The 20792-nt window shown below is 44.8% G+C and carries 15 protein-coding genes; 11 read left to right on the plus strand and 4 right to left on the minus strand.

All coding sequences use genetic code 11. From position 1 onward, the window contains the following. Positions 1 to 514: 514 nt before the first annotated feature. The 5 genes from L4C38_RS08735 to L4C38_RS08755 all read left to right on the plus strand — a co-directional run bounded on the left by L4C38_RS08735 (position 515) and on the right by L4C38_RS08755 (position 6650). Entirely contained in the window at positions 515 to 1489 is a 975-nt protein-coding gene (locus tag L4C38_RS08735; RefSeq protein ID WP_428797151.1) for an autoinducer 2 ABC transporter substrate-binding protein, read from the plus strand. A 71-nt stretch (positions 1490 to 1560) separates the two neighbouring features. Continuing rightward, on the plus strand, positions 1561 to 3054 hold the full coding sequence (locus L4C38_RS08740) for a sugar ABC transporter ATP-binding protein (RefSeq protein WP_428797152.1): 1494 nt from the start codon (positions 1561 to 1563) through the stop codon (positions 3052 to 3054). Next, complete coding sequence (locus tag L4C38_RS08745) at positions 3047 to 4045, plus strand: ABC transporter permease (protein WP_428797153.1); 999 nt, start codon at positions 3047 to 3049, stop codon at positions 4043 to 4045. Before L4C38_RS08740 ends, L4C38_RS08745 begins: the two co-directional genes overlap by 8 nt. Beyond that, positions 4045 to 5004 carry an ABC transporter permease gene (locus L4C38_RS08750; RefSeq protein ID WP_428797154.1) on the plus strand — a complete coding sequence of 320 codons (960 nt, stop codon included), beginning with the start codon at positions 4045 to 4047 and terminating at the stop codon, positions 5002 to 5004. Before L4C38_RS08745 ends, L4C38_RS08750 begins: the two co-directional genes overlap by 1 nt. An 11-nt stretch (positions 5005 to 5015) precedes the next feature. Then, positions 5016 to 6650, plus strand: a complete 1635-nt coding sequence (locus tag L4C38_RS08755) for an FGGY-family carbohydrate kinase (protein ID WP_428797155.1) — start codon at positions 5016 to 5018, stop codon at positions 6648 to 6650. Between the two features lie 76 nt (positions 6651 to 6726). On the opposite strand, the gene L4C38_RS08760 is transcribed toward L4C38_RS08755, so the two are convergent. From L4C38_RS08760 to L4C38_RS08770, 3 genes are all read right to left on the minus strand, one after another. Continuing rightward, a complete protein-coding gene (locus tag L4C38_RS08760) occupies positions 6727 to 9558 on the minus strand; it encodes a M16 family metallopeptidase (RefSeq protein ID WP_428797156.1) in 2832 nt (943 codons plus the stop codon). 4 nt (positions 9559 to 9562) lie between these two features. After that, complete coding sequence (locus tag L4C38_RS08765; protein WP_428797157.1) at positions 9563 to 11245, minus strand: ABC transporter ATP-binding protein/permease; 1683 nt, start codon at positions 11243 to 11245, stop codon at positions 9563 to 9565. A 68-nt stretch (positions 11246 to 11313) separates the two neighbouring features. Continuing rightward, on the minus strand, positions 11314 to 13788 hold the full coding sequence (locus tag L4C38_RS08770) for a TonB-dependent receptor plug domain-containing protein (RefSeq protein ID WP_428797158.1): 2475 nt from the start codon (positions 13786 to 13788) through the stop codon (positions 11314 to 11316). A gap of 300 nt (positions 13789 to 14088) precedes the next feature. On the opposite strand from L4C38_RS08770, the gene L4C38_RS08775 reads away from it, so the two are divergent. From L4C38_RS08775 to L4C38_RS08800, 6 genes are read left to right on the plus strand one after another with little or no spacing between them, the layout of a single operon-like run. Beyond that, positions 14089 to 14802, plus strand: coding sequence for a DUF3450 domain-containing protein (locus tag L4C38_RS08775; protein ID WP_428797159.1), 714 nt, complete (start codon positions 14089 to 14091; stop codon positions 14800 to 14802). Then, positions 14799 to 16088 (plus strand): MotA/TolQ/ExbB proton channel family protein, encoded by a 1290-nt coding sequence (locus L4C38_RS08780; RefSeq protein WP_428797160.1) that lies wholly within the window; start codon positions 14799 to 14801, stop codon positions 16086 to 16088. The genes L4C38_RS08775 and L4C38_RS08780 overlap by 4 nt, the downstream gene beginning before the upstream one ends. Then, positions 16089 to 16592 (plus strand): MotA/TolQ/ExbB proton channel family protein, encoded by a 504-nt coding sequence (locus L4C38_RS08785; RefSeq protein WP_428797161.1) that lies wholly within the window; start codon positions 16089 to 16091, stop codon positions 16590 to 16592. Then, positions 16576 to 16977 carry an ExbD/TolR family protein gene (locus L4C38_RS08790; RefSeq protein ID WP_428797162.1) on the plus strand — a complete coding sequence of 134 codons (402 nt, stop codon included), beginning with the start codon at positions 16576 to 16578 and terminating at the stop codon, positions 16975 to 16977. Before L4C38_RS08785 ends, L4C38_RS08790 begins: the two co-directional genes overlap by 17 nt. After that, positions 16952 to 17632, plus strand: a complete 681-nt coding sequence (locus L4C38_RS08795) for an energy transducer TonB (RefSeq protein WP_428797163.1) — start codon at positions 16952 to 16954, stop codon at positions 17630 to 17632. Before L4C38_RS08790 ends, L4C38_RS08795 begins: the two co-directional genes overlap by 26 nt. After that, a complete protein-coding gene (locus L4C38_RS08800; RefSeq protein ID WP_428797164.1) occupies positions 17616 to 18782 on the plus strand; it encodes a hypothetical protein in 1167 nt (388 codons plus the stop codon). Before L4C38_RS08795 ends, L4C38_RS08800 begins: the two co-directional genes overlap by 17 nt. Positions 18783 to 18864: 82 nt before the next feature. Here the strand turns inward: L4C38_RS08800 and L4C38_RS08805 are convergent, their stop codons facing one another. After that, positions 18865 to 20262: a glycoside hydrolase family 1 protein gene (locus L4C38_RS08805; RefSeq protein ID WP_428797165.1), complete on the minus strand. Its 1398-nt coding sequence runs from the start codon at positions 20260 to 20262 to the stop codon at positions 18865 to 18867. Positions 20263 to 20792 lie beyond the last annotated feature (530 nt).

The raw sequence follows: 20792 nt of genomic DNA on the forward strand, positions 1-20792 counted from the left end.
TGTTCTACTGTAAGCTGCGGTCAAGCTACGTAAAGCAGTGTAAAGCTAATCTGGATGACTAAAGATGTAACTTAACGACAAACAAATTTGCCACACCTATCAGTTATTATCGCGAAAATTGAATTTTCCACTCTCATCCATTATTTAAAGGGCATTCTGTTACACGTAAAAAGTGATCAAAATCCGATTATTATTAATTCAAGACGCGATGTAAGTCGTAAATGGATGAGGAAATCGTTTGCATGCCGAAATGGCATAAAAACTTGTTATTGAATTGATCCTTAATTGTTCCATTTTAGTGCCTTTAATCTCTCCCTGTTGATCTAAAAATTACGTAACACTTCCATGTTAACGTTCTGATAACGGCGTTTACTATGTAATTTATCACTAACGTGCCTTGATCACGTTTTTTGCGACATCTCCCGTAAGTTGCTTCTGTTGGGGCTTACCATCTCCTCATCGACTCACCTTAACCCTACACATAACTAATACATAGATAAAAGGATTGATGAAGATGAAAAAGGTCTTACTGAAAGCTGCGGCTTTAACGCTTGCGCTTGCTGCTGCCGGTGTACAAGCTAAAGATTATGAAATCGTTAACGTTGTTAAAGTATCGGGCATTCCTTGGTTTAACCAAATGAATAAAGGTATTGAGCAAGCGGCGACTGATTTTGGCGTTAACGCGCGTCAGCTTGGTCCTTCAACACCAGATCCAGCACAACAAGTGAAAATCATTGAAGACTTGATCGCAAAAGGTGTGGATGCGATTACAGTGGTACCTAATGATGTAACGGTTCTAGAGCCTGTGTTTAAAAAAGCACGTGAGAAAGGCATCATCGTACTGACTCACGAATCACCAGATGGTCATGGCGCAGATTGGGATATCGAAACGATCGATAACCAAGCATACGCAAAAGCGACCATGGATGAATTGGCGAAAAACATGGGTGAGAAAGGTGGTTACGCAGTATACGTTGGCTCGCTAACCGTACCACTACACAATAACTGGGCAAATCTTGCGATTGATTATCAAAAGAACACATACCCAGGTATGTATGAAGTAACCAGCCGTATGCCTGTTGCAGAAAGTATCGACCAATCTTACGCGGCGACAAACGATCTGATGAAAGCCCACTCTGATATGGTTGGTATTGTTTCTTACGGTTCTTTGGGCGGTATTGGTGCGGGTGAAGCAATCAAGAAGAAGCGTGCAAAAGATAAGATGAGTGTTGTTGGTATTATGATGCCAAGCCAAGCTGCACCTTACTTAATGCGTGGCGAAATTGATAAAGGCTTCCTTTGGAACCCTGCCGATGCTGGTTACGCAATGGTAGCAGTTGCTAAGCAGATGCTAGAAGGTCAAGACGTAACTAAAGGTGTTAACGTTAAAGGTTTGGGTGATGCGGAAATTGATACTGAAAATCGTGTTATCAAGTTCAACAAAATCTTAGAAGTAGATAAAAGCAATGCTCGCGAGCTAGGTTTTTAATCTATAGACGCTCTACTCTTGTTCTAATTTTGGGGCGGTGCAACGCCGCCCCCTGACTTCTGGAAATTCTCATGTCTGGTACTCCTTTTATTACACTCAAGCAGGTGTCGAAACACTTTGGCTCTGTGAAAGCACTGGATGGCGTAAACCTCACTTTCAATCAAGGCGAAGTTCACTGTTTAGCCGGTAAGAACGGTTGCGGTAAGAGCACGCTTTTTAAAGTGATCTCTGGTGTTCATGCTCCTGAGAAAGGCGCAGAAATCATTCTTGGTGGCAAGAGCTACCAACGTTTAAACCCTCAGCAATCGATTGAGCACGGCATTCAGGTTATCTATCAAGATCTCTCGCTATTTCCTAACCTGACCGTCGCAGAGAACATTGCAATTCAAGATCATGTTGAGTGGACAAAAGGATTAGTTCAGCAAAAACGTATTCAAGAAATTGCAATCAAAGCCATGGCAAAAGTGGGCGTAAAATTACCACTAGAAAAACGTGTTGAGCAACTTTCCATCGCCGAGTGTCAATTGGTGGCAATCTGCCGTGCTATGGCATCAGATGCAAAACTAATGATCATGGATGAGCCAACGGCATCACTTACTCGCACCGAAGTAAACCACCTGATTGGAGTGGTGGCGGATCTGAAATCGAAAGGCGTTACTGTGGTGTTTGTTAGCCACAAACTGGATGAAGTAATGGAGATCTCAGATCGCATTACTGTTATCCGTGATGGTCGCACCGTCGGCACTTATCAAGCTGACGAAGTTGATAGTGATGAGCTGGCATTTTTAATGACAGGGCAGCGTTTTGAGTTTGCTCCGCTGGCACCTTATCAACTGCAAGGCGACGTAAAACTAGAAGTTAAAAACCTGACTAAAAAAGGTCAGTTCAACGATATTTCTTTCTCTGTACGTAAAGGGGAAATTGTTTCTATCACAGGTTTGTTAGGCGCGGGTCGAACAGAATTGTGTATGGCACTGTTTGGTATGACGAAGCCAGATAGTGGTGAGATTTTGGTTAACAACCAAGTGACTTCATTTGCATCAAATCGTGATGCGATTGCCCAAGGTATTGGTTATGTATCAGAAGATCGCATGTCGACAGGGCTTGTGATGGAACAAGCTATTCAAGACAATATTACCGCGTCGGTTCTGACTCGATTGAAAAAGCCGTCTGGCTTTCTTGACCACATCCGCGCCAACAAATTGGTCGCGACACTCATTTCATCATTGTCGATTAAGGTAGCGGATCCAAAATTGCCTGTTACCAGCCTTTCGGGTGGTAACGCGCAGCGTATTTCGATTGCTAAATGGATTGCCGCAGAACCAGACGTGTTGATTTTGGATTCACCTACCGTCGGTGTTGATGTTGCCAACAAAGAGGCAATTTACAACATTGCCAAAGACCTTGCCGCACAAGGCATCGCGATCATCATGGTTAGCGATGAAATCCCAGAAGTGTTTTATAACAGTCACCGTGTGATTGTGATGAAAGAAGGACGTTTTACTCATGACTTCCAGCCAACTCAATGTACAGAGCAAGAAATTATGGAGGCAGTCAATGCTTAGTCAATTTCGTTGTGCTCTGTCTTCGTTTGCCAAGCGACACGAGTTTTATCTTTCGATGATGATTGTTTTGATTGTGGGCGTATTAGCCTTCACATCAGAAGATTTCCTTACCCTAGGCAATGTGTTCGATATGTCAGTCAGTTCGGCAATACTGGGCATAATGGCATGTGGTTTGTTTGTGGTATTGATTGCTGGTGGCATCGATATCTCGTTTCCTGCGACGGCAGCGATAGCCCAATATGTGGCGGCGACTTACATTTTGAGTGTCGGTGGCAACTTTATGATTGCCTTCGGTATCGCCACAGTTGTGGGTGTGCTGCTGGGTATGATTAACGCTACGCTAGTGTACAAACTCAAAGTGCCGGCAATCATCATCACCATTTCTACTCTTAACTTGTTCTTTGGTTTGCTGATTTACTTTAGCAATGGTGAGTGGTTATACGGCTTCCCGGATTGGTTTATGGATGGGGTAGAGCTGTTTACTTTCACTGGCAGTGATGGCTATGACTATGGTCTGTCTTTACCCATTTTAACGCTACTTGCCATGATTGCTCTGACTTCCTTTTTGATGTTAAAAACACGCTTAGGTCGTCAGATTTACGCTGTGGGTGGCAACGCTGACGCAGCGAGCCGTATTGGCATCAACTTGTTTGGCATCAACCTGTTTGTTTATGGCTACATGGGGGCATTAGCGGGCATCGCTTCAGTGGTGCAAACTCAAATCACTCAGTCTGTTGCGCCTAACTCTTTAATGGGCTTTGAACTAACGGTTCTAGCCGCAGTAGTACTCGGAGGCACCAGCATGAGCGGTGGTAAAGGTACTCTGTTTGGCGTCGTGCTCGGCGTGATTTTGCTAGCGATAGTGAAAAATGGTTTGACGTTACTTGGCGTACCTTCGTACTGGCACACGGTCGTGACCGGCTTGATTATTGTTTGCAGTATCAGCATGACAGCGATTAATGAGAAAAAACAAGCGGCGCAGGGGGCATAATGGAACAGATACTTAATAGTTTGAAATTGCCAACCGATAAGAACATTCGTTACTTGTTGGTGATCTTAACTGGCATTTTGGCGGTGATGGGATTTTCTAGCGGACAAGCGTTCTTCTCCATCGACAACTTACAATCAATGTCATCGCAAATGCCGCTACTGGGCTTGCTAGCTCTAGCAATGGCTGTCTGTATGCTGACAGGTGGTATTAACCTCTCAATCATAGCCACGACTAACGCATGTGGCTTGGTGATGGCGAGTATTATCACCATAGCGCCAGATAGTTCGGCAATGTTAGTGATGGCGTTAGCGGGTGGTTTGGTTACTGCGGTTATTATTGGGTTGCTTAATGGCGCGTTAATCGCTTATGTGGGTGTTTCTCCCATCCTTGCTACGTTAGGTATGATGACGCTGATCAACGGTCTAAATGTCTTGATATCCGGCGGTAGTGTTATCTCTGGTTTCCCAGAGGCGATTCTGGTACTGGGTAACGGTTCGGTGCTGGGCATCCCAATGCCACTGATCCTGTTCGTTGCTTTTGCCATTGGTCTATGGGGGTTACTTGAACACACAAGCCTTGGACGTACCATATATCTAATGGGTTCGAATGAGAAAGCCACGCGCTTCTCAGGCATTAACACGCAAAAAGCCACGCTGTATGTCTACATTATTTCTTCAATGCTTTGTTGGGTAGCCGCAATCGTTATGATGGCTAAATTTAACTCAGCTAAAGCGGGTTATGGTGAATCTTACTTACTGATTGCGATTTTGGCTTCGGTATTAGGTGGTATTAACCCTGATGGAGGCTTTGGTCGCATCATCGGTATTGGTCTTGCGTTGGTAGTGCTACAAACACTGGAAAGTGGTCTTAACTTGCTGGGAGTGAGCAGCTATCTCACTATGGCACTTTGGGGTGCCATCTTGATCCTATTTATCTTCTTACAAAAAAATAAGGCTTAACGGGGTAGTATATGAGTATTTATTTTATCGGCGTTGATGTAGGCAGTGGCAGCGCACGAGCGGGAGTTTTCGATGCTCTTGGGCGTAAAGTCGGCGAAGCCAAACGCGATACATTGATGTTTAAACCTCAAGCTGACTTCGTTGAGCAATCTTCTGATGATATTTGGCAATGTGTTTGTTTGGCTGTCAAAGATGCAGTCTCGCAAGCCAACATCGAGCCGATTCAAGTCAAAGGTATCGGTTTTGATGCAACCTGTTCATTGGTCGTTTTGGATAGAAATGGTCAACCGTTAACGGTTAGCCCAACCGGTCGTAGCGAGCAAAATATCGTGATGTGGATGGATCACCGCGCTATTGCGCAAGCGGATCGCATCAACAAAACTGAGCACCCTGTATTGGCGTATGTTGGCAATCGTATTTCTCCTGAAATGCAGACGCCTAAGTTGTTGTGGCTAAAGCAGAATATGCCCAATACTTGGTCAAAAGCAGGCTACTTCTTTGATTTGCCAGACTTTCTGACTTGGAAAGCGACGTTTGATGATAGCCGCTCGTTGTGCTCAACCGTTTGTAAGTGGACCTACCTTGGACATGAGAACAAATGGGACAAGAGCTTCTTTGAATTAATTGGTCTTGAAGACCTGTTAGAAGACAACGCTAAAACCATCGGTGATCGCATTTTGCCTATGGGTCAGCCAGTGGGTGATGGTTTAACGGTTCATGCGGCGGACGATCTGGGCTTGATGCCTGGTACTGCAGTCGGCACCTCAATTATTGATGCACACGCAGGTGGTATCGGTGTGTTGGGCGCAGCAGGAATGACGGGCGAAAAAGCCGACTTCAACAAGCGTTTAGCGCTGATTGGTGGCACATCGTCTTGCCACATGGCGGCATCAAAAACTGCTCGTTTCATTGATGGTGTGTGGGGCGCTTACTACGGCGCAATGATCCCTGATTATTGGCTCAATGAAGGTGGGCAATCGGCAACGGGGGCGTTGATCGACCATATCATCACTTCTCATCCACTATATGAAAGTGCCAAAGAGCAGGCGAGTAAGCTTGGGCAAACGGTGTATGAGTTGCTAAACAACCGACTATTGCAGTTGGCGGGCAGTAAAGAAGACATCGCATTTTTGACCAAAGATATTCACGTATTGCCTTACTTCCATGGCAACCGTTCTCCACGTGCTAACGCGCACTTAACCGGTACGATGTCAGGGCTGAAGATGTCGAAAACCTTGGATGATATGGCGTTGCAATACTTAGCCACCATTCAAGGTATCGCCTTGGGTACTCGCCATATCATCGAAGTAATGAACGATGCCGGTTATGAAATTGATACCATTATGGCGTGTGGTGGTGGCACCAAGAATACGGTGTTCCTACAAGAACATGCTAATGCGACCAGCTGTGTGATCGTCTTACCAGAAGAGAGTGAAGCGGTGATTTTAGGTTCGGCTATGCTAGGTTCAGTTGCTGCGGGTTTCTACAGTGATATTCCTGATGCGATGAATGCCATGAGCCGTATCAGCAAAAGTGTGATGCCGCAAACCGAGAAGATTAAACATTTCTATGATGTGAAGTACAAAATCTTCCATAAAATGTATCAAGACGATGTTGAATACAAACGCTTGATGAAAGAGTTTTAACCTTGTTATTTCGCTAACAAGATTCAATCAGTAAAAAGGCCTCATTCGAGGCCTTTGTTGTATTTGTCGCTAATAATTATGTTGCCTTAGGTAGCAAATAAAAGGTTTTTTGATTCTTGCCGAGAAGTTCTTTTGCCAGCTTATTGATGTCAACTAAAGTGGCAGCTTGAAGAACATCGTTACTCCGCGTTACGGCTTGGTATGGATGCGCAGAGAAGCTATCTTGGCTGAAGGCGGTAACCCAATAATCACTGTATTGCTGTTGCTGACTTTGGTTCACTGCCCATGCTTTTTTCGCTTGGTTTAATTCCGCTTGGGTAACACCATTGTGCTTGATTTTTTGTACCACTCGCTTGGCGATCTCTGCTATCTCATCTGCTCGATCAGGGGCTGTTGTAAAGTTCAGCCTAGCTAAGTAATACGGTGAAGGATCTCGAGCTAGCATTTGTGACATGTTGATCACGTACACACCGGATGCTTGTACACGAGCTGCTTCACGCAGGCGGTTGTTAGTGATTTGCTCAAGTAATTGAATTTGCATTTGCTCTGCTAGTGACCATGGATGGATCTCACTGTACTGAATCTGAACCATGGCTTTATCACTCGAACCGATGGCAAAAACCTGCTGTTCTTCTATTGATTTAGGGCGTACGTTTCTATCGATAGCTTCTAGTTTTGGTTGAGGATTCTTCGCCAGTGATGCTAACCAACGCTCGATACTTGGCTCAATGCTCTCTGCCGTAGCATTGGTTACTATCGTGGTAATCATCTGCGCTGGGTCGCCGACTAACTTTTGGCGCCAATCCGTTAATTGTTCTAGGGTAAATTGGTTCCAATCACCATCAACTGCCGCCACTAAACGTTCACCATGATCGAAAGCGCTGATACTGATCTGGTCCATAAAGATACGTTCAGCGGGCACTTTGCTTAAGTTCTCTAAGGTTGATTGTTTCATCTCAATCAGTTTGTTTTCGCAGCTGTTTGCTTGAGTGAGTTTTAAGTGGAGTAAAGCGAGCGCATCATCCATTTTTTCGGTATCAGTAGTTACGCTAAAGCCATGATGCAGCAGTTCACTGTATGGTGATACATTGGTACTGTGCTGTTTGCTCCATTGCGCCAGTTGGTGTGCGGTGTAATCACCATAGCCACATTGCTCGGCTAACTTACCCGCCCAATCAACAATACCGAGCTGACCGTGGTTCTCCAGTGAGCGACCTCCTAGTAATCTGAGATTAACTTGAGTTCCGCCTTTTAGATCGGATTTGCTGACGACCACAACCTTCATGCCATTGCTTAATTGATATTCGTAAACTGGTCGCTCACCAAAATTAACGGTTGAATGTTTCGCGATGATTTCACCACTGGCTTGTGGTTTTACCGTCAAATTGATTTCAGGTTTGGTTAAGGTGAATGGCTGTGGATTTGAAGCTCGTATGCTTTGCCATTGTAGAGGGATTTCCGCTAGCTCAACTTTCGCTTTGTCATTGTCAGGACCAACAAGCGCGAGTTTTGGTGAAGCGGAAGCGAGAATGCTAGCAACATGTTGTTGCAGATCTTGTGCAGACAAAGAGCTTAAGAATGTTTCAACTATTTCTAACTGTTGAGCTTTGTCCATCATTGGTAGTTGGTAGCTATCAGATTGAACTAATTGATCGGCTAGATATTGGTTTGAGTATCCGGCTCGATGCTTCGCCTGCTGTGAAACTTTACTCAGCATGCTTTGCTTCGCTTGTTGTAGCTCAGATTTGCTCACTGGTTGTGTAGCAAGACGTTGCAGCTCAGTCGCGAGTTGGGTGAATGCCTCATCGTATTGGTGACGGAATGGATGAGCAATTAGTAAAAACTGTGCACGTTGGTTGCTAAGTAGATTGCTTTGTGGAGCAGCGGTGGCTGCTTTCAATTTGCCATTTGCAACTAATATTGACAGGCGTTGGTTCAATACCGATAGCCAAATGCTATCGAGGGTTTCAAGCCATTGCCCCTCTACTGTATTGAGTGGAACTTCGGTATTGGTTTGCAATAATAGCTGCATGAATCTGCGGCTATTCTCGGCGTCAAAAACAGTCGCTATACGCAGGTTCTGGTGTGATTCGAATTGCTGCCATTCCCTAGGATCAACAGGCGTTGTGCCCTTTTGTTTGATGCTAAAAAGTGCTTCAATTTGGCTTCGTACGGTAAAGTTATCGAAAGATCCGTTAACGATGATGGTCATGCGCTGAGGTTGATACCATTTTTCATAATACGCTATCGCTTCTTCTACGGGTGCTTGACGAATAACATCGATGGTGCCAATCGCATTTCGCTCCGCAAGGCGGCTACCTTGATAGCGTAGGGCTTCCAGTTGATCGTTGATGCGAGATCCGACACCTTGGCGTAGCCGCTTTTCTTCAACGATGACTTCACGCTCGCGCTCAAACGCTTGTGGATCAAAGCTTATTTCGCTTGCCCAATCGGACAGGATACGCAGACCTAAGTCGGTGGTGTTGCTTGAGGAGTTCGGTAGCGACAACTTATAGATTGTGCTGTTGTAACTCGTTACGGCATTGATGTGAGAACCTAAATTAATCCCTTGTGATTCTAACGCCTTGAAGCTTTGGCTATCAGGAAAATGGGTTGTGCCTTTAAATGCCATATGTTCCACGAAGTGCGCTAAACCTCGTTGCTGTTCTTCTTCTTGCAACGATCCCGAATGAACCACGAGTCGCATTTCTACTCCCGGTGTTTTACGGGGTTGCAAAATCACTTGCATACCATTGTCCAACCAGTAGCGGAAAATATCATCACGTATTGGTAGTGGTTGATATTGGCTGGTCTCAGCCGCTGTCGGCTGATTAAAGGCGGTAGATTGACAACCCGTCAAGCCAATCGCCAATGCCATGGCGATGGAAAGGAAAGTGGGTTTTAGCATGTCATTAAGCTCCTGTTGTAACGGGTGATGTGTGGTCTAGATCGATCAATGTGTCCGCTAAGGACCAAAGCTGGGATTGATGGGTAACCATCAAAATCGCGCTGTCAGGGAGCGATTGTTTTAACGTACGAACCATGTCGGATGCGGCGGTCTGATCAAGCGAAGATGTCGTTTCATCCAACAAAATCAGCTCTGGCTTATTGATTAATAGGCGTGCAAACATCAAGCGTTGTTGTTCGCCGCCTGAGAGTTGTGTTGACCAAGATTCAATACGATCGAGTTGATCGGTTAGTGAAGTGAGCCCAACTTGAAGTAGCGCCTGAGTACATGCTAGGTCATCAATGTTTTCAGCCGATTTCGGGTAGCAAATCAAGGCTTTGATACTGGTGGTTGTTAGATAGAGTTTTTGCGGAATCCAAATGGAATCACTGCGTTGGTATTCACCAATATAGTGTGGCCAAAAACCGCTTAATGCTCGTAGTAGGCTCGATTTACCAAGCCCTGAACGCCCTTTAAGCATCACCAATTGACCTTGCGCCACGCTCAAATTTTCGATTGCCAAGAGTGGTTGGTCTTCGCTGAGCAATACGCGAATGTTAGCGCTTAACGCGTTTGGCGACATTGGCTTTTCCGCAGCGTTTGGTGGTTCTATATCAGCCAACTTCTGGGTAAACGTGGTCAAACGCTCAACGGTTGCGCTTAATTTGGCTAAATCACGGTATGAGTAGATAAACCAGCTTAACGATCCTGAAACTTGCATGAAGGCCATCTTAATTTGCATAAGACCACCAAGTTGAATTACCCCTGAAAGGAACTGCGGCAGAGCAAAAAAGATTGGTGCCAAGCTAGAAACTTGAGCATAACCAACAGTAAAGAAGCCCAGATTCCGCTCTTTAACCATGAGTTTGTACCAGTTTTTAGCGACGCAACTGAATTTGTCTCCCAACACACTTCGTTCGATGCTTTCACCGTTTTGAGCACCAATCATTTCACTGTTTTCACGTCGTTCAATCAGTGCTGAACGAAAATCAGCTTCACGTTTTTGCTGGTTGAAGTTTAGGCGTTGAAGTGGTTTACCGATCCAATGCGTAATGGCTGTACCAACAAGGGTATAAGCGATACACATCCAAACCATATAGCCGGGAATATCCCACTGCTCACCTAACCAGTTAAAACTCATCTCACCGGAAAGATTCCACAAAATGGTGAGAAATGACCCCAGAGTAAGCACCGAACGTAAGAAAGAGAGCAATAAATCAAGAGACAGATCGATCAATAGGTAAATGTCTTCTGCGATGCGTTGATCAGGGTTGTCTGGCTCTGTTTGCGCTAATTTCATATGCAAATGATGATGGTCGTCAGATAGCCATTTCGCGGTGAGTTGGCTTGTCATCCAAGTGCGCCAGTCGATAAGTAATTGTTTTTGCAGATAGCTGCTGTAGACACTGACTAAAATTAACGAGCCAATGAGTAAACAGAATTGCCCGAGCAATCGGTAAATCGTCGAGCCATCCAATTGTTGCAGTGCATTGTAAAAATCACCGTTCCATTGGTTAAATTGCACACTTAGCCAAACCGAACCAAAAGTCATGCTGATGATGATCAGCAAAAGCCCCACGGACGGTAGGCGCTGTTTTGAAACCCAGAATGGTTTCACTAGTTGCCAGTATTGAGAGAGAAAATTCATAATTATTATTGCTATAAGATCAAAGGGCAGGTGAGCCTGCCCTTATAGAAAAGAACCAACCGAGTACATTAATAGTCGTAGCTGGCTTGTAACCAGAATTGACGACCGGCTTCGTAGATGCGGTAAACCTCAGCTTCGTGCACGAATGAATCGGTGGCGTTTTTGTTGTCGAGTAGATTGGTGATCTCAGCTGACACCGCCGCACCTTTTGCAAAGCTTGGTTTCCATTCCGCTTTTAAATCCCAACGGAAGGTGTCTTCAAAATCAACGCGTTGGTATTTGAGCACTTGTTTACCAGTCGAAGGGTCGACGGCGTAGTCATTCTCATGACGAGTTGCTTGAGCACGTCCGTCTTGCCATTGCCATAGGTTGTAAAGTGTCGTGCCATATTGTGGTAGCTCGGCAATCCATTCGACGTTAGCGCGTAATGGCGAGTTGAAATCGGTACTTGGAAGATCTGCCGCATTAATGATCTTGCCGTCATACCACACCTTGTCGTAGTCAAGGTTGGTATTGGGGTCGAAGAACGCGTAGCCCATATCGCTTGGGGTATTGCTTTGAGTCTGTTGCCAAACCAGCGAGGCGCTGAGTTGGTTACGTACGTTTTCAATCATCACAGGTAGGCGGTTGCGCACCGTTAGTGATACCGAGTCGTGCTTAGTCTCACCACCACTGTCAAAGGTGCGGATACGTGCTTCATTTGGATCAGAAGTGCCTGGGTATTTAGGACGGCTTCGTACTTCGTCACGCCCTAAACGATGCACATAGTTGAGCGACCAAATACTATTGCGCCACATTTGCTGTAACCCGAGAGACAGCTCATCGTTGTAGGGGGTTTTCAGATCAGACATACCCTCGTAATCTGAGGTCGATGTCCAACTGTCTTGCTGTTCACTGTTGGGATCACACATCATGTAACAGTGCTTCAATCCGGCATTTTGACCTTCATATAGAGCGTAAGTCAGCATTGAACGACCATAGTAACGATTAGCACCGGCTGTCAGTACAGTATTGCCATTACTTAACACATCCCAACTAGCGGTGAAGCGAGGGGCAAAGTTGTTGTTTTCAACAAAATCATCCCGCTCGGCACGCAAACCAAGGCGGATTGTGAAGTCATCTACTTTAATCGTATCTTCAGCGAATAGAGCGGCGTTGGTGTATTTGGTGGTATAGGTTCCAGCGAAGAACGCATCGACCTGATTGGCATAATTTGCACTCGCCATAAAATCCCACATACCACGATAACCGTTTCTAAAGTAGGTCTCTTCACGAATGTATTTGGCATTGGTGTGAGTCGCTTCGCCACCGACGACAAACTGATGCGTGGTTTTGCCGACTCGTTCAGGATTGAACGACATTTTGCCTTTAAGTGACGTGTTGTTTTGTTCTGTACGTAGGTTACCCGGACCACCAGAAGCAAACGTGACGGGGTTTTGCCAATCGGTAAAGTCTTCCAGCTGAACAAAGTAATTTTGTTCTCCGGTTCGAATATCTTCCATCGCCTGATGCCCTAGTGATACGTCAAGCGTACCGGCATCAAGCATATGTTCAATTTGTAGAGTGGTGGCTAAACCATTGTGTTCTTCGGTGTAATCTGAGTTCGCGACCCCGTTCATGAAAAGTTCGGATTCGTATTGTGATAGCGCAATACTTAAGTTTGCGGTCGTACGAGCTGATGCATACCAAGTAAATTTGGCAAAGGCATTATCGGAGAGGCGGGTTTGATCTTTAATGCTATCGTCGTATTCAAAGCCAGCGAGTTTATCGCCTTCCAGAACAATGCTACGACCACCTACTTGGGCCATAGGAATCGATGAAGTACGGCGCGATATCGAAGCAACAAAGCCTAAGTCGTCAGTAATACCTGTTTCAAATGTGACGCCGTAACTACGTTTAACGTAATCGGGCTGAAAGCGTGCTGGGTTGCTGACATCATTGTTGCTGGAATTGAATTCTAATTTGTCATCGACATGGGTTTTATTCCATGAAGAATCGGTTTGACGGTAATAGACGTTCGCTGATGTGGCACCTTGCCAACTGCGACTTGTTGTTTCAACCACACCGCCAGTAAAACCGCCAAATTCAACAGGGACGTTGGCATCATAAACGGTGACGCTTTCAATCAAACGGCTATCAAGATAAAACCCTTGTTCATCCGAAGATAAATTGGAATTGGTCACACCCAAACCATTATCAGCGGGATCTATATCGTTATTTATACTCATTCCATCGAGTGTGAATGAGTTTTGATAAGCAGTAGAACCGTGAATGGAAATATCAGATGGTTTTATTTCACCTTGGCTCAAGCCATTATTTCCACTATTTGAGAACTGCACCGCAGGGTTTGTTTTTAATAAATCCGTGATATTACCGTCGCCGGTTGGTCTTTTTTTAATATCTTCTGAAGTTAATGTTTCTTTACTGGTTAAAGGTGCTTCAATTTTATCTCTAACGATGACTTCTTGTTCGGGTAATTCGTCATTTGAATAGACGCTGGAAGTCGAAAAGAGCCCTAATAGGAGAGCAGTAGCGGGTTTCATTTCATTCTGTCCATGTTGTTAAGTTACTTTAATTGTTCTGTTATTTTTATTTTAAATGGTTGAATCAACCATTTGGCGGCACAATATCACAATGCGAATCTAAATGGCAATTGTTATCATTAGTGGTTGATGATAATATCCTCACTACGATTTTCACGATGCGAAGCGGCTCTTGTATAGCAATAAGAGAAGGTGTTCTTGTGTTGTTAAATTGTGAAAAATAATGGTGATATTGGAGATTTAAGGTTGTTCTTAATAATTATAAATCGAGGGAAATATACTTACCTGTTGGGTTTGGTAATGTGTTTTCTATTTTTCTCGAACAGAGCGTTGTCGAATGAAATAAGTGAAATTAACAAAGCGGATCTATCAGGTTTAAAAGCAAGTCAGCAATCTCAAATTAAAGTTGAAGCACTCGACGATAGAAATTTAGACGTTGTCGAGCAGTATCGACAGGTACTTAGGGAACAGCAATTAGCAGACAAATATAATCAATTGCTTACTAAGCAAATCGCACAGTTGGAAGTCGCAATGGGAGCAATTGAAGCGAAGCAGTCCCAATTACGAACCACGCGAATGATGCTTGGTCCGCTCATGGATGAGATGGTGCAATCGTTGACTATGCTGGTTGAAGCAGATGCGCCATTTTTGATTGAAGAGCGCCGCGCGCGGGTTGCTAATTTGCAGCAGAGGATGGTGGATGCGAGTCTTTCTGAGAGTGACAAAATCCTCTCAATTCTTGATGCTTATCAAGTGGAGTTGAGCTACGGCTACACAACAGAAAGCTGGCAAGGCAAGTTGGATGGCGTCTTGGTTACTTATGTTCGTGTTGGGCGATTAGGTTTTTACTATTTCACCCCAGATGAAATGAAAGCGGGCATGTGGGTGCAGAGTTGGCAACCGCTCGCGGTAGATTGGGTTGCGCCACTTAAGCAAGCGGCAGAAATGTCAGCGGGTAAACAACTGCCTAGCCTTATTACTCTTCCTCCAATGGCTATCGAGACGAAGCAATGAAATCTGTGTGGTGTATTTTGGTGTTAGCGTTGAGCTGGCACAGCGGTGTTTTTGCATCAGAGTTAGACAAGGTTTTACAGCAAGTAATACAAGGTTCTTTGATCGAAAAACAACAAGCGGACTTGAATGTAAAAAACGCAAAAAAGGATCTAAAACAGGCAACGAAGACGTTAGTTTTAGTACAGGAAAAGTTGGCTAAGACCAATACAATGAATATTGAATTGGAAGACCGAATCTTAGTCTTACAAGAGAAGCTGAAGCTCAGAAGGCAACAATACCAATCTCAGCGTGAGGCGATGACTAGTGTATTCAGGCATGTTGTCGAGCATGGTGATTTAATGCTGCAACGTGTATCGCCACATGGTCTTTGGGCGTTTGACCAATCAGGTTTTGTATCAAGCGATGAACAATCCGTCGATATTGCTCATATTAAAAAGCTTTGGGTTGCGTTACTTGAGCAAACTATCGTCAGTGGTAAAACCTTACGAAGTGAGCAGTCCATTGTATTGGCGAATGGTGAGCCATTAACAGCAACGGTGACTCAGTTTGGCCCTTTTAATGCTTATGCTCAACTCGATATGCCCACTTGGATGACTTACCTTCCCGGTGAGAAATCATGGATGGTAATGGCTCCTCAGCCAACACTAGAGATTGGTGCAGTTGAAACCATTATTGACCCTGCTTTTGGCGTATTACTGCAAAAACAAGCGCAAACACCAAGTTGGTTCGAGCGCTTAGCACCTGCCGGTATTGTGGGGGTATTGATTGGTTTAATTGGCTTAATCGGGCTGGGTATTGCGTTGGTGCGGAGCATCGTCTTGCGCAAGGAAAAACGTAAAATTTACGCGCAAATGAACGACAAACAGGCGCATATGGACAATGGGTTGGGGCGCGTGATTCTTGCCACACAATCTTGCCAAAATGCACAGCTTGAAGCCGTTATCGATGAGGCGGTGTTGAAAGAAGTCCCACGCTTCAAAATGGGCGTAGGTAGTCTAGCCGTATTTGCGAGCATTCCTCCTCTTCTCGGCTTGTTGGGTACCGTTGGCGGCATGATAGAAACATTTAGGGTTATTACTGAACATGGCAGTGCCGATAGCCAACTTCTTTCTGGAGGAATTTCACAAGCACTTTTGACCACCGAATTAGGCTTAATGGTCGCGGTGCCATTATTGTTGTTACATTGTGGTTTGAAGGCCCAAAGTACCCATTTGATTGAGGTCTTGGAACAGCAAAGCGCCGGTTTGATCGTGCTTCGTCAACAAGCACAACATAGGAATCCGTAAATGTTTGATTTCTTGCATGCGGCAGGTCCTTTGGTGTGGGGCATTATTGGGTTTTCTATGGTGATGTGGTGGTTGATTGCGCGTGCGTATCAGAATCAAACACGATGCCGCATCAGTTTCGAGTCCTCTTTGAATTCACAACGTGAACAGCATGAGCGCGTTTCAATGAAAGCCTACCAACACATTTGTCGAGCGTGGTTAAACCAAGCCGAACAGCAACTCAACCAAGGCATTGAGTGGATTACGGTGCTGGTCAAACTGCTGCCGCTACTTGGCTTGCTGGGCACAGTTGATGGCATGATTGATAGCTTTCAACAGCTTGATCAATTAGATATTCAACGTCAGCTTTCTGGCGGAATTTCACAAGCGTTATTAACCACTCTATCAGGTCTAGTTACTTCATTATCTGGTTTGTACTTTGTGCATAATTTGAATCAGAGAAAGCGTCGCTATTACGCCACTTTTCGCAGCCAATTGGAGGTAAATCATGCGTTTTCGTCATAATGATGCCTCGGCGGAGCAAGCGAGCGTAGATATGACACCATTGATTGATGTGGTGTTTATATTGCTGATTTTCTTTATCTTGTCGGCTTCATTTCAACAGCAAAATCAAATTCGAGTCGAGCGACCGAGTAGCCAAGTAACCGATTCGATCTCAAGCGTTTCGATTACGGTTTCAGTGGATGATCAAGGGCAGATTTGGCTAGATAATCAAGCCATTGAAGTAGCGATGTTAACGACTCGAGTTAAGCAAAAATCGGCTCAAGCAAGCAATGTCTCGGTGGTGATTGATGTAGATAAATCCGTAGATAGTGGTCGCTTAATTCAAGTGATCGACAAGGTGCGTATTGCCGGAGTGAATAATGTCGCTGTTGCAACAGAATCTTAGTTCAAATAACGCAATTCGCTCTCGGTGGTATCAACAACCGTTGTTGATTGCCGTGATGATTAACCTGTTGTTGGTTTGGTTGATGTATTGGCTAACGGTTGGTAACCAGACAGTAGCGCGAGTTAAACCGGTGAGTTTATCGACGGTATTTCATGCCCATCAAGAGGAGAATATTGAGCCTGAAATAGAGCAATTGTTTGAGTTGAGCCAAGCGCCAAAAAGCGCCTCTATGCCGCCTCCACCAATGGTGGTAGCACTATCAGCATTGGATTTTGATTCCTCGGTCTCAATACCGAATATCAAAATACCCTTGGATCGTTCTAAGCCAAATTTGCAAATGGTGAGTTTGACGTTTAGCCCTGAAGGTACCGGACCGGGTAGTGTAATGAGTAGTGCAATGGCGCAAGCGAAACCAGTGTTTCAAATTCCACCTCAATACCCTTTTAGAGCCAAACAAAATGGCGTGGAAGGGTACGTGACTTTGGAACTCAATATTAATGCCGAGGGTAAAGCGGAGGAGATAAAAGTGGTTGCGGAAAGCCCGGAAGGGGTCTTTTCCCGCTCGGCCAAACGCGCCGTTATTCGCTGGAGATTTATTGCCCCTAAAGAAAACCAATGGCAAAGGATAACAATTCGATATGAACTGGAAAAATAGTCTTATTGTTCTGTGGTTGATCTCCTCGGTCACGTGGGCTAGTACAGATGCAAGACACCATCAAACCTACCAGCGGTTGCAGATGCAACTGCAAAAAGACCCATTGGCTGCGTTAGAAGCAATTGAATTGTTTGAGAAACAAGTGCAATCGGCACAACCTCAATCAAAGCAGATGGCTGCTTATTTACACTTACAAGCCTGTATTGCGCTTAATCGCTATGCTTGTGCAGCGCGCGCCGCTGATGCGTTGATATTGCTTAACCAACAGGCAGATAGGCAGTCGGAACTACTGAAATTGTCTGCGCAATTACATTATCAGATCCAAAATCATCAAGTGGTGATTGATCGGGTTGATCAATGGCTTGCGGTTAGTCGTGCGGCGGAGGTGAAACCTGAGGCTGGGATATACGCTGAGTTATATTCTTTAAAAGCCTACAGCTTGTACAATCAACAACATCTCCGTTTGGCTGTTAATGAAATGGAGCGCGCGGTGAACCACCAAGCAACTGAGCAACGCCAACGTTTTATGATGGGCGTGTATCAACAGCTTGATGATTGGGTAAACGTAAACCGGGTGCTTGCCATGCTTGTTACTGGTTATGCAAATAATGCCGATTATTGGGAAAAATACGCCTATTCATTTCTTAAGTTAGAACGAGATCATCAAGCATTAAATGTATTGGGAAGTGCGTATAAATCTCATCGATTACCACAGAGAAGTATTATTTTATATGTTCAAATGCTAATGCGTTTTCAAGCTCCAAACCGTGCAGTGCAAGTATTAGAAGCTCATCCTGAATTGTTATCGACTCCAAGTTATGCCGCGTTATTGGCACAAGGTTACTTACTGTCAAAAGATAGGGTAAAAGCCGCGGAATGGCTGGCTAAATCGGGTAAAAAGGACAGCCAGATAACGCAGGGTTTGATTGCCTATCAGCAAGGTCATTGGCAACAAGCAATTGCGCAATTTAGCCACTTAGATACCAATAAAAGAAGCAACCACTATTGGTTTTTGTTGTCTGCAATTAGTGAATTTGAATTGAAACGTTGGGCAGAGGCTAGAAGTGCATTTAAGCGTTTATCCGGAACGGAATATGATGCTTTATCTAAGCAGTGGTTAAGCCAAATTGAATATTTAACGCGTGGGTAGGCTCGCAAGCATCAAACTGTGATTGGGATGTGCATGCTTTGATAGAGGTAAAAAGGGTTAGCTTTTGCTAACCCTTATCGGTTTATTTTTTCAAGCTCGCCCCTTGAGTTCGGATCACTTCTTGGTACCAATAGAAGCTCTTCTTACGCATACGCGTTAAGTCACCGTTGCCCTCGTTGTCGCGGTTAACATGAATAAAGCCGTAACGTTTTGTCATCTCAGCGGTTGAGTTTGCGACGAGGTCGATTGGTCCCCATGTGGTATAACCCATGAGTTCTACGCCATCTTCAATAGCTTCACGTGCTTGTACTAAGTGATCATTTAAGTAAGCAATGCGGTAATCGTCAATAATCTCACCGTCAGCGGTTATCTCATCACGCGCTCCTAAGCCATTTTCTACAATAAATAGCGGCTTTTGGTAACGATCGTGCAGGAAGTTGAGTAAAACACGCAGACCTTGGGGATCGATTAACCAGCCCCATTGGCTTTTCTCAAGGTATGGGTTTGGTACGCCTGCCAAAATATTACCAACTTCCTTTTCTTGCTCGCGTGCGCTAGCACAGCCCGAAGCGTAATAGCTGAACGAGATAAAATCGACACTTGCAGCCGCTAATGTTTCAACATCACCTTCCGCCATCTCGATGGTAATGTTGTTTTCGCGCAGATAACGCAACATATATCCCGGATAACGACCACGAGTTTGCACATCGCCAAAGAATAGCCATTGGTTGTTCTCATGCATAGTGGCGATAACATCATCAGGATGACAGGTGTGTGGGTAGGTTATTGCACCGAGAAGCATGTTTCCTATTTTCGCATCAGGAATGATTTGGTGACATAGCTGAACGGCTTGAGCACTGGCGACAAGCTGATGGTGAATGGCTTGGAAAATGTCTTGCTCGCTGGCGTCTTCTGCTAAGCCAACACCAGTAAACGGCGCGTGCAGTGACATGTTAACTTCGTTAAACGTTAACCATAGTTTTACGCTGTCTTTGTAGCGTTCAAAAACAGTACGAGCATAGCGGGTAAAGAACTCAATCAGTTGGCGACTTCCCCAACCATTATAGTTTTCGACCAGAGCATACGGCATTTCGTAGTGGGAAAGCGTGACAAATGGGGTGATATCATGGGCGGCGAGTTCGGCAAAGAGCTTGTCGTAGTATTCCAAGCCAGCTTGGTTTGGCTCTAGCTCATCACCATTGGGGAATATGCGTGTCCATGCAATCGACAGGCGTAAACAAGTGAAGCCCATCTCTTTAAATAACGCGATGTCTTCTGGGTAGCGATGGTAAAAATCGATCGCCACGTCTTTGATGCCAGGCGTGCGTTCTTCGCGAGTTTGGTGCGGGCTTAAGATGCCGTTAGGCTGCATATCTGAAGTAGATAGCCCTTTGCCACCGAGCGTGTGAGCCCCTTCAACTTGATTTGCAGCAATGGCGCCGCCCCATAAAAAATCATTTGGAAATCTTGTGTTTGTCATTGGTAATTCCCGATTGTTTGAATACGAAAATTTCGGTGGTGACCCACCACGTTGTGACTCTCTTTATCTTGACGCAATTTTGATTATGCGCCTGCTAACCCCAAGATACAGTGCGAAATGGCGAGAAAGTGAACTAGGGTGATAATTCATGAAATGCTTGGGTTTATTGCAAATGGCAAAACCCAAAGGGTCACCCATTAGAAATTCCGGCAGTAGCAGCACCCATTCTTGTCTCTACCTAAAACCACTAAATTTTATGAAATACAACCAATTCTGTAAGTTACATATAACTCAGCTGTGAGTCGCAAAGCATAGTACTGTTGTTGCACGTAAGTCTTGAATTTGACACGTTCGCAATAATTACATAATTAATTATTGTATTTATGCACTATGTAAGCTACTCGATCTGGTTGTTGTTGGTTTTCGTATTCTCAATGCCCACCAATGCTGCGCCTATTTCGCCCAACGCAAAAAATGAAATTGAACAAGCGCAACAAGAGCGATTACAAGCGTTGGAAGAAAGTGAGCGC

This window comes from Vibrio kasasachensis, from assembly GCF_050337565.1.
Classification (GTDB): Bacteria; Pseudomonadota; Gammaproteobacteria; order Enterobacterales; family Vibrionaceae; genus Vibrio; species Vibrio kasasachensis.